Source organism: Paenibacillus sp. FSL H7-0735 (assembly GCF_038008505.1).
GTDB classification, from domain to species: Bacteria; Bacillota; Bacilli; order Paenibacillales; family Paenibacillaceae; genus Paenibacillus_AQ; species Paenibacillus_AQ odorifer.
In genome coordinates, this window is sequence record NZ_JBBOZH010000002.1 from 78,719 (window position 1) to 94,578 (window position 15,860).

The following is a 15,860-nucleotide window of genomic DNA, read 5'->3' on the forward strand; positions in this document are numbered from 1 at the left end:
TGTGCGAATCGACATTGTCCACCTCAAGTTTCCATAAACTTCAATATTTCCGCAATGTATCTATTGTAACAAATCTGTAACTGATTGAGTACCCCGTAACTGCACGACTATTCGAAAGTTTTGTAGTGACTGGACATATACATATAAAAAAGCACCTAACGGTGCCTGTTATCAGATGTCGTAACTCCCTTTATTAGAGAGTACTTGTTTCTTACTAAGTTATTATCGGTATCCCACGAAGTGTTCTTTAAGTTTTGTTACAGGGCCGCGCCTGCTTAGCGCAATCCAAATCCCCAAAAGGAGATTAATCATGAAAAAAATCCATGCTGCCCTCATAGTGGTCATCGCACTCGTCCTTATCGGCTCCTGCATTTACGGAGGGCTTCATCTATATGGCAGCAAAACCACGCTTCCAAAGGGTACAACCCTTGCCGGCTGGCAGGTCGGAGGCATGACCCTCACCGAGGTCGGCTCCCAGCTGGATCAGCGGCTGCGTGCCCTCGAATCCGTCCCTCTAGTGCTAAAAGTGGAGGGCAATGCAGATTTACCCCTAACTCTTAGTAAGACTGGGTTGAGTTATGAAGCCGCTGCTTTTCAGCAGGGCTTAAAAGAGCTTGCCGAAGGAACACTTTGGGAGCGGGTAAAGGCACGCCATAACTTCCCTCAGCTGTGGAAGCTTGAAACGCATCTGGAAATCGCACAATTCCAGAAAATTCTAAGTCCCACTTGGGAGAAGGAGTCCTTTGGTGAACCAGTGGACGCTACGCGGCGAATTACAGGCGATGACCGAATCGTATATACTTCTGAGAAAACTTCCCTGGAGGTCGATTGGACAGCTCTGGAGACTTCCTTAGGAGCAGCTGCCCCCACCAGCTTCAATCATCTGAATACCCTGTTGGAGAAGGGAATCACGATGGAAGTCCCTTTGTTAATCCTGCAGCCTGACATAACTTTAAAGAAATTAAAGGAACAAGGTATCGAGCGAAAAGTAATGCAGTTCAGCACCTCTCTAGGTGCAAGTGGACCTGGACGAAGCTACAACGTGGAAGCTGCTGCCAAAGCTGTGGATGGAACCATTCTCCCGCCTGGAGCCGTCTTTGATTATGGAAAAGCTATAGAAAAAGCAAAGGTGAATTACGGCTTCCGTGAAGCGCCGGTGATTGTGAACGGCAAGCTGCAAGCAGGTGTTGGTGGAGGGATCTGCCAAGTGTCGAGCACTCTTTACAATGCCGCACTGCGTATAGGGCTAGAAATTGTGGAACGCCGTAATCATTCCTTGCCCGTCAACTACTTGCCCAAAGGTCAGGACGCAACATTCGCTGAAGGTTATATCAACTTTCGTTTTCGCAATACGACTGGCAAATATCTCATAATTAAAGCAGTTGTGCAGGGTAAATCACTGACCATAAAGCTGTTCGGCACGTTTCCGCAAAATGTCACTTACAAAGTTCATTCAAAAACAGTAGAGGTGCTCCCTCCAGTCGATAAATACGTAAACGATTCTTCACTGCCTCGTGGCAGCTCACGCGTTATTCAAAATGGGAAAACCGGATATATTGTTGAAACCTACATTACAAAGTATGTTGACGGTAAATCCACTGAGGTGAATAAACTGTCCCGCGACGTATATTACGCACAAAAACGATTAATCGCCATTAATCGTGGAGGCGTGAGCAAATCCATAATCCCGGATGTCCCCCGAAAGCAGCTGGTGGAGGATGGCGTCCGTAGTGAATAGCTAACAACAAATAACCGGTCAGAGCCCCTAAGGTCTGACCGGTTATTTTTGCCAGCAATCTATTTTACCTGTAGCTTACGTTACCCGGCTTTGAAATTTACGATTCAGGGGTACATTAGAAGTAGACCCATAATCAGAAAGGATGAACATCCTATGACAACAGTCCTTGTAAATGATCTTACTGGTATTGTCCGCAGTGCTCCCGCTATTTTTGCCTCACGCACTTGCAGAGAAGCTCTTCGCGTCATGTTTCAGTATCCAGAATCCAAATGTATCGTCGTCTGCAATGCTATGAATGAACCCCTCGGATTGTTGATGAGCGAACGTTTCTTTTTAAAAGCTACAGGAAGATCCGGAGTAGATCTGTTCTACAGAGAACCTGCCATGAAGCTTATGAACAAAACCCCGCTCATTCTTGACATTTCCACTCCACTCGATACGGTATTGAGCCTCGCTATGAACCGCCCAGACCCTATGAAAAATGATTGTGTCATTATCACTCGCAAAGGTAAATTCGCTGGTGTTGCTTATACCTCTGACCTTATCCGCGCCCAAGCGTAGAGCCTATTTGCTCTTCCTCTTCTACCCTAAACCTTCCTCAAAAAAGAATATCCGGTGACGTATCAATTCTCCAGTATCCATTCACCTTTTTCAGCTTCACATACACCGACTCACTGCCTTCCTGCCCGCTCGAATAAGGAACTGTTAAGTCAAATTCAGCGGTTGTTGCAGTTTTGGAGAGCATTCGGGCGGTGGCTTTTTCAAACATTAATGAGTTTCCAAAATCTGCATTCACCTGTGACATTCTACCTTCATGCTCCAAAAATTGAGTCTGCACATAATAAGCTGCTGCATTATGCGTGTAGGCTTTTTTTATGTAATTCATCAGCTTCGCCTTTGTCCCAATATCATTGGAAAGGTAACGGTACTCTTGCGCTTTATACATGAAGGTTTCCATCGGGAAAAAGTTGCCCCCACGGCTAGTATAGAAATAGATTGCTCTGGCATGTACAACAAGCGGTACCACACTTTTTACCGTCAAATTGTTTATAGTAGCTGGGCCTTCTTTTCCTGTGCCAATCACAGCCACATTTTTTATTGCCGAGCTTCCCACTGATGATGAAGCTGCCATAACTCCGCTACCTGCTGATAAAAGGCCTAAAGAAAGGGCCAACGAACCAAGCATCCATTTTTTGTTCATCTGAAGTTCCTCCTCTTTCATCTGAAAAATACAGGCGATCGCCACTGTTTCAGCTTATGCACCCCGCAAGCTAAAATACCCAATAAACAGAGGAATGAAAACGTATTACAACTCTTTTGAAAATATAAAAAAACTCCACCCTCCTGATTCACAGGAAAAGCGGAGTAATATAGTTAAATAAAGTAGTACAAGAACCCTAATTGGATGCTGCTGAGGTGGCCTCATAATACGCTGTAAAAGCTACGTTAGCAGTCAAAATACTCTCCGTATTGTTCTTAGTACGATCCTCGTAGGATTGCTGGAAATTGAAAGAGTCCACATTCACAATACGGGGTAAGGCTTGTAGTTCATCCATCCATTGCCGTATCCCCGAATATGTCCCCTCCACCACTGCAGTCATTTTGATCTGTTTGACCGTCGGGAATGACACCTCAGCTGAACCTGTCATTTGCTGAATCGGGTTAGCCTCATCCAAAACAAAACTAAGATCCTTTAGCCGCGCTTGTGAGGACGTGCTAACCTCCCGCAAATCAACAATCAGACCTTCGCTGTCATCGCCCTTTGGGAGTTCCCCCAGTAATTCCTTCTGTTCTAGATCTCCCTCAGTGCCGCTGCCCTTCAGCTCATAGATTTTGTTTTGGAGGACTTCTGCTTCCTTTTCCAACTGACTGATCTCGCTGCTCTGTGCGGAAATTTCCTTATTGGTCGGCTGAACACCCAGCATATAGAACGCAAACAATATCAGGAACAAAATCAGCACTCCCAGAACAATCGGCGAGCGATACTTATTGATCTGTTCCATCACTGCTCACCTCCCCTTGGCTGGCATCCGTTTCACTGTTTTGAAGCTTATCCGCTGCTAAGTTCACTTTATAAATAGCCGTATACGTATGGTATGAAATGGCATCTGCGGCTCCTTCAGTAAGCTTTTGAATAGAGGCATCGGTCGTAAAAGACATTTGGCGAAGTTGTCTTAAATAGTTGGAAGCATCCTCCATAGTGGATACATTTACAGTCAGATCTATAGAGGTCCGGTAGGTATAGTTAATATCACGGATTAGTGCCTCCTTAGGCAATCCCTCCACTAATTCGTCCAAGATAGGGACTGCAATCACCTTATTGTCCTGAAGCACTGTGATGGCTGCTTTCCGATCTAGCTGTCCAGGTCCGCTGTTCTTAAGCTTCGCGAGCTCTACTTGGAGCATTAAACTGCGATCCTGCAGGCCTTGCAGCTCTTCTTTACCATTAGAAATCTGACCCTTATTGGCCGAAAAATAAATCCCCGTTCCGATCATCCCCAGCAGCCAGATCGCTACAAGCCCCATCGTGACATAAGGAAATAGCAACGTCTCCCGATCTTCTCTCGGCAATAGATCAATCGTATCCGTGTTGATGCTATTTTTTAGAGCGGTCCCGGCAGCTACGCGGTAATCATTTAGTTCAGGGTCAGAAACAGCAGCACTAGCCATCTGTTCCAGACTTATTGGTGTTATTACAAGTTCAGCTAGGGACTGCTGGAGTTCTAGGTCCAGTTGTTTACGAATCGAGGGAGTGCCCGTAATCACTAAATTGTTGATACGAGTGGAACCGTCATGCAAGCTGTATTGATAAAAGCTGAGCATACGGGAGATTTCCGCAGTGATTTCCACCATTTGCTCGGGTGATAAATGTTCTTCTACAGCGACAGCTGTTTCTGCCAAGGTTTCACTGTCTGTCAAAAGATCCATTCCCGCTAAATTTCTTCCTTTATGTAGATCAAGTAAGTTTATCGTACGAATGAAGACCGGATTCCCGTTTCTGAACATATAAATGTCCATTACCGATGGCTCCATATTAATCAGCATCGTCTCCGCAAAGCTCTCCCCGTGCCCAGTAGTTATAGCACGCGCCAAGGCGGTTGCCGAAATTTCGACACTGCTTATCCGAAGACCCGCCCGCTCCAGAACTTCTATGTAATCCTGAATCGATTTTCGCGGAGCAGCAAATACGAGCAGGTGACTTTGCTCCTCATCCACTTCGAGCGTTACATAGTCATAGACAGGATTTTCAAAAGGTAAATGCAGTCCCGTCTCCACTTCCAGCTTCACGAGTTGTTCTACCTGTTTGTCATTGGTACTAGGAATACTCATTTTACGGATAATGATCTGCGAGGGTGGAATGGACAAAGAAACCTTACTTCCCCTTAACCCTTCCTTCTTCACCCACTGCCTTACCCGATCATAAAGCGCCTCGCTATCCGCCACCTGATTCTCAATGATCATGCCTGGAAGGAGCGGGAGAAACCGTTTTTTACGGACTTCCCATGACTGTTTATTCTTAAAACTAATATAACGGATTCCGGCAGCTTCAATTGAAAGTCCGGCCACTTTGGGGCCTAATCCAAGCATATGCTCGATGTCCTCCTATCCGATAAGCGAGAGATACGCGCCGATGATGTGTGAACCATATCCAAAACTAATTAAAGCTCCTATAGCTAACCAGGGGCCGAAGGGTACCGGTTGTTTACGTTTGATTACACCGAGCAGCATCAGCAGTCCGCCCACCACGCTCCCAAGCAGACAAGCCACAAAAAAAGCCAAAATCACATTCGGAAAGCCAATCACCAAGCCCAGCAGCGCAAATAACTTCACATCTCCAGCCCCCATCCCACCTAACAGAACAAAAGGGATAAGAACCCCTCCCCCAAGCACAGCTCCTAGCAGGTGATGCCATAGCGGTCCTTCCGGAAATAACAGTACAAGAATCAGCAGCAGCGGTAAAAAAAACAACAATACCTTGTTGGGAATCAGCATGTACTTCAAATCCGCAACCGTCACGATAACCGCTAAACTCACAAGAATGAACCCGATGATTCCCTTACCCGTCAGGCCAAATTGCAAATACACCCATAGAAAAAGCAAACCCGTTGCCGCTTCTCCAAGCGGATATAATGGCGATACCCTTGTCCCGCAGTATCGGCACTTGCCTCCTGACAGCAGGTAGCTTAGCATCGGAAACAAATCCCGCGCTTTCAGCCGCGTGTTGCAGTTCGGGCAATGTGACGGCGGATTAAGCAAGGATTCCTTGGCCGGCACCCGCAGCGCCACTACGTTATAGAAGGAGCCTAGAATCAGACCCAGTAATGTGATGTAACTTGCGATAAATATCGTCATGGTTGTCCTCTGTTAGCTTCTGGATTTTAAAAAGGAATCGGGAAGTCCGATTCCTTAGGGGCAAAAACAGATAATTCTGTAATTCAATTACTTAACTTTAGACTTCAATACCTGTTCAGCTGAAAACTTACCTTCAGTAGTACTCCCTGCCGTAACTTCTGACGATCCTTTAGGTTTCGGTGCAATCACTATATAATCCAATTGTCCCTTATCTGTATAGTAAACTGTGCCTGATGAAATTGTAGCCTTCGTACTTGGAAGACTTAATTTATTATCTAAATAACCTGCAGTTTGCATATCTGCTATAGTTACACTTACTGCAGTTGTAGAATTGCTGAATTGTCCATCCTTCGCACCAACGATATATAATCTTGAAGCATCATAAATTTGACGAGCAGTAGCAATATCCGAATCCTCTTTAGCGTCAGAAATTATGTTTCCAATCAAAGGTATAGCAATTACCGCAATAATCCCCAAAATAACAATAACCGCCAGCAACTCAATCAGCGTAAACCCCTTTTGATTTTCCTCTTTGCTTAATCTTCTCTTAATCGCTTGTGCTAACATTTGATTTCCCCCTCTAAGTGGTGTGTGATTGATAAAACCTATATTCTTCATTTCAGTGAATCCAGCATCATCTTTCTTGTGCTTACGGAAACAGCTCGTCCATCGTCGTCTAATCGCCAGCGTAAGTTCGTGGATCTTGCCCCGCCTCCCCGGCGTCACCCCTCTCAATATATACAAGGAACCAAGAGGTTCACATATTACCGTACAGACTGAACATCGGCAGCATAATGGCAGCTACAATGACACCTACAACAGCAGCTAAAAAAGCAATCAGCAGCGGTTCAAGCAGCGATTTCAGACGGTCGACGGTATTCTCCACGTCCATCTCATAAAAATCAGCTACCTTGGACAACATCGTGTCGAGCGCCCCTGTCTCTTCGCCAATCGCTATCATCTGTGTAACTAGTGGCGGAAAGACCCAAGCTTTTTTTAGCGGCTCAGATAGTGGATTTCCTTGTCTCAGCGAATCGCCTGCACTACGGATGAATCTCCCGATGACCTTATTTCCTGCTACCTCCTCAACAATCACCAAGGATTGTAGAATCGGTACAGAGCTGGCATAAAGAGATGAAAAAGTGCGCGTAAACTGAGCAATCGAGCCTTTTTGATTCAGCTTACCGAACACAGGTATCTTAAGCTTGGCATAATCCAGAGCGTAAGCACCCTTTTCCGTACGTTTTGTAATCTGAAAAGCTATCACTAGGAGAAGTACTCCGAGTATCCAGAAATACCATTGACCTTGAATGCTTTTGCTGAGTGCCAAGACCATCTGTGTAATTGCAGGAAGCTCGGCATCCATCGATTCAAACATCGTTACAAACTGCGGCACAATCGCCCAAAGTAGATAGATAACCGCGGCAATCGCCATAACCCCTACGGTAATGGGGTACGTAAGCGCTGATTTTATCTTCTCTGTCGTGGTGTGCTGTTTCTCAAAAAACATAGCCAACCTGTCCAACGTCCCCTCAATATCACCGGATTCCTCACCGGCACGGATCATGCTGACAAATAGCTGTGGGAAGATTTTTTTATGATCCTGAACGGCTTGTGAGAACGATATCCCGCGCATCAGGCTGGAATTAACATCTACTAATGCTTTGCGCAGTGGCTTACTCTCGGTCTGCTCTGCCAAAATACGCGTTGCATCCACAATCGATACCCCCGCCCGCATAAGCGTGGCAAACTGCCTGCAATATATGATGAAATGAAGCGGCTTAACGGGATTACCAATATAAATGTCCATCGATAAAATTGTGGTTTTGCGTTCGATCAGTGAAAATACCGTAAGTCCCCGCTTGCGTAGCTCCTCCATCGCTGTAGGTTTATCGGTTGCTGTTAGTTTCCCTTTGATAGACTTACCTGCGGCTGTCTTGACCTGATATTCAAAAAGAGGCATCAGCTGCTCACCTCCGCCATAAACGCCTTAGCTGCTGTTGGATCAATAAGCCCCTGCGATAAATAGTCACGGATGCTCATGTCCAAGGTGTGCATGCCTTGTGAGCGTCCCGTTTGCATCACATTTTTGATCTGATGTGTTTTTTCGGTACGAATAAGATTGGCTACGGCTGGTGTATTGATCAAAATTTCCGTAGCGCATAAACGCCCCCGACCTCCAGCCCTTGGGAACAACCGCTGACTGACTACTGCCAGCAGCACTGATGCTAATTGTGAACGAATCTGTCCCTGCTGATGTCCCGGAAAAGCGTCGATAATTCGATCAATCGTCTGTGGTGCATCTGTTGTATGTAAGGTAGCCATCACAAGGTGACCTGTTTCTGCGGCCGTAACCGCTGCTGAAATGGTCTCCAAATCCCGCATCTCACCAACAAGAATGACATCCGGATCCTGACGTAAGGCAGCACGTAATCCATTAGCAAAACTTGCGGTATCGCAGCCCACTTCACGTTGATCCACTAGACAGGTTCCATGGTTATGTAGAAATTCTATCGGATCTTCCAGAGTCACTATATGTTTGCTCTCCGTCTGGTTGATATAATTCAGCATAGCTGCAAGCGTAGAAGATTTGCCGCTGCCTGTGGGTCCTGTAACCAAAATTAGACCTTGTGGCTTAAGCGACAAAGTAGTTAAAATCGAAGGCATCGACAGCTGTTCCAGACTCGGAATCTCTGCAGGAATCGCCCGGGCGGCGATACTAACCTCGCCCCGCTGACGATAAACGTTCACCCGGAATCTTACCCCACCATCAAGCGGATATGAAAAATCTAACTCGCCCGCACTCCGAAATGCTCCAATTCGTTCACTACCAAGTAGCATTTTGGCCATATCTGCCGCTTCTTCAGCAACCACGGATTCACCCTCAAGCGAGTGCAGCTTTCCATCCATCCGAATAACCGGCGGTGATCCTACGGAAATATGTAAGTCAGAAGCTTTGGAGGAGTAAGCCGTTTGTAATAGTTGTCTAATATCCCGCGTATACGTTGGCATTAGCCGCTCCCCCTAAGTTAGAATGCTAAATCCCTGTTAACTCTAATGTGAGACCGTCTCGCGCATGACTTCTTGAAGCGTTGTAATTCCTTGACTGACCTTGAGCAGTCCGTCATCCATCAGTTGAACAAGCCCTCGAGCTTTACCTGCTGCACGCAGTTCTTCTACTGAGGCAGTGTTTGTAATGAGCTGCCGTAAGTGATCATCAATACTGAGTACTTCATGAATCGCTATTCGTCCGCGATAGCCAGAATTGTTACAGCTACCACAGCCGCGTCCACGCTGTAATTCTTCCGCAGGTAGTCCTAAGCTACGTAGCATAATTGCTTCCTGTTCAGATGGTTTGTAGGTTTCTTTGCAGTCAGTGCAGATTTTGCGCACCAGCCGCTGTGCTACCACACCAATCAGCGAAGAAGCGATCAAATAAGGTTCTACCCCCATATCCCGCAATCGGGAGACGGAGCTAATCGCATCGTTTGTATGTAAAGTAGACAATACTAGATGACCCGTTAATGAGGCGCGAACAGCAATTTCAGCAGTTTCCGCATCCCGTATTTCACCGACCATTACGATATTCGGATCTTGTCGAAGAATCGAACGTAGCCCAGCTGCAAAGGTTAGTCCAATAGCCGAGTTTACGTGCACCTGATTTACTCCTTCAAGCTGGTACTCCACTGGATCTTCGACTGTGATAATATTTGCGCTTTCTACATTAAGTTGATTCAATGCTGAATATAAAGTTGTTGTTTTTCCGCTACCTGTAGGTCCCGTGATCAGCAAAATCCCATAAGGACGAGCTATCATCTCCTTAAAAGCTTCTGCGTTCCCCTCGCTGAATCCCAAAGCATCTACGGATTTGACTCCTGTGCTTAAATCTAGCAACCGCAGCACAATCTTCTCTCCGTGCATCGTCGGCAATGAAGACACACGAATATCTACCATTTTGTAATCGAACTGCATTTTGATCCGCCCGTCCTGCGGCAAACGCCGTTCTGCGATATTCAGGCGGGCCATTATTTTCAGACGGGCGGTGATAAAGCCCTGCATCTGCTTAGGAATAATCCGCTCTGTCCGTAAGGTTCCGTCAATGCGGTAGCGGATGGTTAAATTATTTTCACCTGGGTCCATATGTATATCAGACGCCCGCAGAGCAACTGCCTGCTGAATCATCTGGTTGACCAAACGTACGATTGGGGAGTCCTCATCTGTAATCTCTGTCTCTTCTATTTCTTCCTGTGTCGGGAGTTCTACCAGCATCTGATTCATAGAATCGCGCATGCCATAGTGACGCGCAATCGCCCGCTGCAGCTCATCTCTCGTAGAAATAGCGGGTTCGATCCGGAAGCCAGTACTCATACGTAAATCTTCTATCGCAAAATAATCCAGCGGGTCCGCCATCGCAACCATCAGCTTGCCGCCCTCTTTTAAGAATGGAAGCACCTGATATCGCTTAGCCATACTTTCAGGGATTATCTGCGTGATTGCGGGATCTATCTGGTATTTAAATAAACTGACATGCGGGATGCCGAGTTGAAATTCAAGCACTTCAATCAACTGCTGCTCCGTAATATAGCCTTGAGAGATTAGCAGATCGCCGAGCTTACGTTTGCTCTTACGCTGTTCCGCGAGAGCCTCAAGCAACTGGTCCTGCGAAATAATATTATTTTCTACCAGCAAGTCTCCCAGTCTCTTTTTCGCGATAGCCAAGTCTATTCATCTCCGTATGCCGTTATTTATGCCGGCTGAAATAATGGATATTTTTTATAGAAATAGAAATCAAACTCCCAGCAAAATTCGCTCAAAAACGAAAGATATAATTACCATAAATACACCTTCCATAAATTTGTCAATTTTGAGTATTTTTCAATCTAACTAGGACTTTAGTTATATTTTAATAGGTATATTTCAATAGATTTATGTTGTCTATCAATGCTGAATGTCCTAGAATGTATATAACATAGATTGGATAATTTTACAACGACACGGAATGAAAAAGTCTGTCGGAATCTAGCATATACGAGACGGAATACGACCATATCTGCCAATAGTTAACAATCAGGGAGAGATGACAATGAAACTTGCCAGCAACAAAAAAGTTTTTATTTTTACAGTAACTATCCTGCTTCTCCTTCTGCTTGTTCTGCCGATCAAAAATCACTTTATGAATGTCGATGCCAGTTCAAATGAATACCAAATTCGTATGCTGGAGGTTACGGAGAATGGGGTTAGTGAGCTTGCGTCTCTAAAAACGGGAATATCTAACCTTACCATTGACACGATGAGTATGAAGCGCTTTGTGGCGCTGCGGGATGATCTGGACGGAAGATATGATGCGGTATATATCGGGAAGGGGACTTACAATCCTGCACAGGTAAGTAATCAACAACCCGCCTCTGAGGAAAATAGAGCTAAGGCCCTTAATACCAAAAGTATGAAGAACGACATTACTCATCTGAAGGCTGATCAAATTACAAAGGAATTTATCAACAAGGGATTATATGTTTTTTTTCATAGCCAGCCCTTTAAAGACAAAGATGCAAAACCTCAAACTGAGCAAGGTATACTGTACAGCTCTTTTAACAGTTATCGTCTTTCCACCTCCAACCCAAATGTTAAGTTTGTAGATGACAGTGAACTCGCGGATATTTTTGCCGATTTAAAAAAACAAGACTCCAAATACATAAACGACTTGAAGAAACGCCCTCATCTACAAATTACGAATAGAATTCCCAACTATGACCCTAATGCAACTAACAGCAAAATCTATGTTCCTGGGGAGAAGCTTTCTTTTAATTTCAATGTCACCACACCCTCTACACAAAATAGTGCTCCGCTCTCAGTCAAACTGTACGTTGGTCTTGATAAATCCATCAAAATGGGAGAAAAACAGGTCGTTGCTGAAACTGAGATTAGTACATCCAGCGGAACTATTGAATACACTTTGCCAAAAACATACTCTGGGTTACTCTACTGGAAGCTAGAAGTTAATGATTACCACAGTACACAATTAAAAGACTTCGACAGCGGTGTAATTCGTTACCGTGGCGAGAAAACCATAGTAAATATTCTTCAGGTTATGCCTGACACTCTAACAGAAAGCAGCCTCCTGAACACTAGTAATATGAATCCGAATTTTCTCGATACATCTGACTATAAGCTCGATATAAAAATCAAAACGATGACTGAATTCAAAAACTATATTGATGACAGCTATGCTGCAACACATAGTTACGGACTAAATGGCACTTATGACATGCTCATCTTTGGATTTGTAGACGAATACTACAAAAAATCTAATTTAAACACTAATGCGATCAACGCTATTACACAATTTACTGGTACCTTCAAGCAAAGCGCCTTGTTCACTCACGATACCATCATTAATTTAGATGCAAATAAAAAGAACTGGATCAATAATTTCATGGGGATTACTGGTCAGGTGAATCCTGAGACCAACTTAGGCCATAATGCCATCAATCTTTCCACCAAGGTTAAGCCGGTGAATGACGGGCTTTTGATGCAATATCCTTTTTATCTAAGCAAGAGGGACGACAGCAACCAGCAAATCGATATTTCCACACCACAAATTGCACCAACACATAACCAGTACTTCACACTTAATTTGGAAGATCCTGAAGTAGTATCTTGGTATAACATTCAAAGTGAAGCATCAGGTACGAGGATAAAACCAAATGGAGAATATAATCAATACCAACGTGATACCGAGGATAGCTGGAATCAATATTACACATATTCCAAAGGAAATATTACCTACTCAGGTACAGGTCACTTTTTTGGAGTAAGTGATATTCCAGCCAATCTAAAGAAATTCCCGGACTGGGAACAACAATTGTTCGTTAATACTATGTATCGTGCTTTTATTGGGGCCAATCATGCTCCAGAGATTACCGTGCATACGCCGGCTAATGATTCATCGATTCCGTCTTATCAAGAAACACTCCTTGTCGACTATACAGTAACTGATTTGGACTTTAACGATCGTGATCTAACAACTGAAGTCCGTTTCAAATCAGGGAACACGTACTTTCCCAAGATTGAAATAAGTAAGATGAACATCAAATCCGGTCAAAATATATATAGAACAGTTGACAATCCGCTTCCAAACGGAGGTCTACTCGACATCGAAATTAAAGCTTGGGATCAAAATGGTGCGCTCTCAAGTAAAACGCTCAGAGTAAATGTCCTGCCGTCAAACACCAATTTGAGTGTAACACGATCTCTCTCTCAGAATGTTGTGAATGGCAAAATAGAAAAGGGAGAACCGGTCACTCTTAGTTATTCCATCACCCCAAAATCTGTACCGTTTGATAAAGTCGGCACGGTCAACCAGACCTCTAACACACAATTAATATCGGATATTGTATTTACCGAGAATCTCCCACCTAACCTGGAGATTTCAGGAGAATTACCTGCCGGTACGATCGTCACTGGAAATGCAACCAGTGGATTTAGATTGACACGCAATCTAAATGACATAACCTATTCATTAAAAACGGTGAACGGCGCCCAAATCTATAAACCAGACTCTGAACAGCCTATAACGTTCCAAATCACAGTTAAACCGACCGAGACCCAAACCTATATTTTAAATGATTCCAAACTTAGTTATATCGATATTCATGCCACATTGCCACCGCTAGGAATCTTAGGTAAATACAATGCACTTATCCTTCATACCACTTCACTTCGTGGTGGAACTATCAAGGGACCACTGGCTTCCGGGGGAACAGTCAACTTCAACAACGCGGGTATTACAGTAAATGAACAATTTAAAGACCAAGTGCCATATGGTATTGTCACGGGCGGAGATGTTTCCCTTCCTGAAGGAACAGTTTACGGAAACCTAATGGTTAAAGGCACCGTTAAAGACCAACGTCCTGGTTCTATCCAAAATGGTACCATCAATTACGGAGAACTTCTCGATTTCAACAAGCAAGAGAGTTATCTCCTTGGACTCTCTGATGCTATTGCCAAGCTGCCTTCCAATGCCACGGCGACTCATGAATACGGAAAACTTACGGTCACAGGTAACTCAGATATCAATATTGTTAATATTTCTAGTTCAGCGTTAAATACGCTTAACAGTTCCGAGCTTAAGGTTCCGCAAGGATCAACGGTAATTGTTAATGTACAACAAGACAGTAACAGTGAACCATTCTTACATTTCCCACTGGGGAGCGACGGTAGCCGTGTGCTATACAACTTCCCTAACGCCAAGCCTTTGCTAATTTCCCAAGCCAACGTATACGGAACCATTCTGGCACCACGATCTACTATAAACTTTGATGGAGGACAGGTGTATGGAACAATCATTGGAGCTTCAATGAATATGAGTAGTGCCACTTTATACCATTTCCCTTTTGCCGGTAGCCTACCAGCGGAAATCTATCCGCTACCTGTTCCAATCCCAACAGATCCTTCATCGACTAATTTAGCGCGGACTACAATTTCGTTTGAGACTTTAACTTTTACAGCCGAATATAAGATTAACGCCCTGCAATTGGATGACAAAACTATTTATGTAGGAGATGAGATTCGACTAATCCCAATAGTTACGCCTTCAGATTTAAGTAATTCTGCATTCCTCTGGACAACTAGTAATGCTTCAGTTGTGCAAATAGACTCCAACAGTGGCGATATTATCGGTTTGGCCAAAGGATCAGCACAAGTCACTGTTAAGGCTCTTGATGGTAGCGAAGTTACTGGTACTGCATTCATAACTGTAGAAGAACGTAATTCTCGTTCTCTATCAATTAAAGGATATGAAACAGGGAAAATCTATGAATCCATTACGTTAAGTGCCTCGTACGTTCAAGACAGTAAAGAACCTGAGACCAACATAACCTATATCTGGTCCGTTAAAAACATTACCTCTGGGGCAAGCACTGCTGTAATTAATACCAATCCAGAGTATCCCGGTGATGATACCGAAAAGATTTTCAGTGCGACGCAGTCAGGAACTTACCTAGTAAGTCTTACTGTAAATTCAAGTAACCCGGTTCCAATTACCCAAGAGAAAACCATAACAGTTACTAACCCACTAACCTCATTGTCGATTACAGGTCCAACAACGGTATTGATAGGAGGGCAAATCGATCTAAGCGCAAGTAGAAATCCTACGTATGCTGATCCAGCAACGCTAAGATGGAGATTCGTGAAATCAACGGATAAAAATATTACGGATGACACTATTACGAATGATCATATTGCTACTCTTACGCCTTCTAGTGATGGCTCAACCGCTAAATTGACGGCTGGTGATACCGCTAAAGAAGGACTGCTGATTGAGGTTTCATTCAAAGATATGACTTCAACACACGAGGTTAACATCGTTGAGTTAACGGGATTAAGATTTAAAGAACAGTCTATTACTATTGAAGTGGGCCATACTTTCCAATTAACCAATATTTTATGGGCATTCCCAACCTCCGTCTCGATAAAAGACATCAAAGATAACTTGAGTTGGGTAAGCGACAATTCTTCAATCGCCAGTGTCGATAATGGAACCAATATTGATACCAGAGGAACTGTTACCGGTGTTAAAAAGGGATCAACTACCATTACAGTGACTTATACCGGAAGCACAGGCGCAACAGTAGAAGCAGATATTACAGTTAAGGTTGTAGCACCCCAGAATGACGATCGTTACTAAAATTCACGTTTAAAAAACAACAAACTTCCAACGATAAATAGGGTATCCCTAAGCACTCGCTTAGAGATACCCCTTTTTCAACTA

General features: G+C 44.1%; 11 protein-coding genes. 3 read left to right on the forward strand and 8 right to left on the reverse strand.

Translation table 11 applies throughout. The features are described 5' to 3' along the window. The first annotated feature begins 310 nt into the window (after positions 1-310). Both NSS82_RS28050 and NSS82_RS28055 read left to right on the forward strand, forming a co-directional pair. Positions 311-1,738 (forward strand): VanW family protein, encoded by a 1,428-nt coding sequence (locus NSS82_RS28050; RefSeq protein ID WP_076273714.1) that lies wholly within the window; start codon positions 311-313, stop codon positions 1,736-1,738. 153 nt (positions 1,739-1,891) lie between these two features. Beyond that, the gene (locus NSS82_RS28055; protein ID WP_076107067.1) at positions 1,892-2,299 is read left to right on the forward strand and encodes a CBS domain-containing protein; all 408 of its coding nucleotides are present in this window, start codon (positions 1,892-1,894) and stop codon (positions 2,297-2,299) included. Between the two features lie 37 nt (positions 2,300-2,336). Here the strand turns inward: NSS82_RS28055 and NSS82_RS28060 are convergent, their stop codons facing one another. The 8 genes from NSS82_RS28060 to NSS82_RS28095 form a co-directional block, all read right to left on the reverse strand. Continuing rightward, positions 2,337-2,939, reverse strand: coding sequence for a DL-endopeptidase inhibitor IseA family protein (locus NSS82_RS28060; protein ID WP_076107065.1), 603 nt, complete (start codon positions 2,937-2,939; stop codon positions 2,337-2,339). A gap of 196 nt (positions 2,940-3,135) precedes the next feature. Next, positions 3,136-3,741: a type IV pilus inner membrane component PilO gene (locus NSS82_RS28065; RefSeq protein ID WP_076273713.1), complete on the reverse strand. Its 606-nt coding sequence runs from the start codon at positions 3,739-3,741 to the stop codon at positions 3,136-3,138. Continuing rightward, entirely contained in the window at positions 3,725-5,326 is a 1,602-nt protein-coding gene (gene pilM / locus NSS82_RS28070) for a pilus assembly protein PilM (protein ID WP_076273712.1), read from the reverse strand. Before pilM ends, NSS82_RS28065 begins: the two co-directional genes overlap by 17 nt. 15 nt (positions 5,327-5,341) lie before the next feature. Next, positions 5,342-6,091: a prepilin peptidase gene (locus tag NSS82_RS28075; RefSeq protein WP_076273711.1), complete on the reverse strand. Its 750-nt coding sequence runs from the start codon at positions 6,089-6,091 to the stop codon at positions 5,342-5,344. An 87-nt stretch (positions 6,092-6,178) separates the two neighbouring features. After that, positions 6,179-6,658, reverse strand: coding sequence for a type II secretion system protein (locus NSS82_RS28080; RefSeq protein WP_076107057.1), 480 nt, complete (start codon positions 6,656-6,658; stop codon positions 6,179-6,181). 190 nt (positions 6,659-6,848) lie between these two features. After that, positions 6,849-8,054, reverse strand: coding sequence for a type II secretion system F family protein (locus tag NSS82_RS28085; protein WP_076273710.1), 1,206 nt, complete (start codon positions 8,052-8,054; stop codon positions 6,849-6,851). Next, positions 8,054-9,103 carry a type IV pilus twitching motility protein PilT gene (locus tag NSS82_RS28090; RefSeq protein ID WP_076273709.1) on the reverse strand — a complete coding sequence of 350 codons (1,050 nt, stop codon included), beginning with the start codon at positions 9,101-9,103 and terminating at the stop codon, positions 8,054-8,056. Before NSS82_RS28090 ends, NSS82_RS28085 begins: the two co-directional genes overlap by 1 nt. Before the next feature lie 42 nt (positions 9,104-9,145). Continuing rightward, entirely contained in the window at positions 9,146-10,810 is a 1,665-nt protein-coding gene (locus NSS82_RS28095; protein WP_076099665.1) for a GspE/PulE family protein, read from the reverse strand. A 364-nt stretch (positions 10,811-11,174) separates the two neighbouring features. Here NSS82_RS28095 and NSS82_RS28100 point away from each other — a divergent pair, with 364 nt between their 5' ends. After that, on the forward strand, positions 11,175-15,776 hold the full coding sequence (locus NSS82_RS28100) for a DUF5057 domain-containing protein (RefSeq protein WP_076273708.1): 4,602 nt from the start codon (positions 11,175-11,177) through the stop codon (positions 15,774-15,776). The last annotated feature ends 84 nt before the right edge of the window (positions 15,777-15,860 follow it).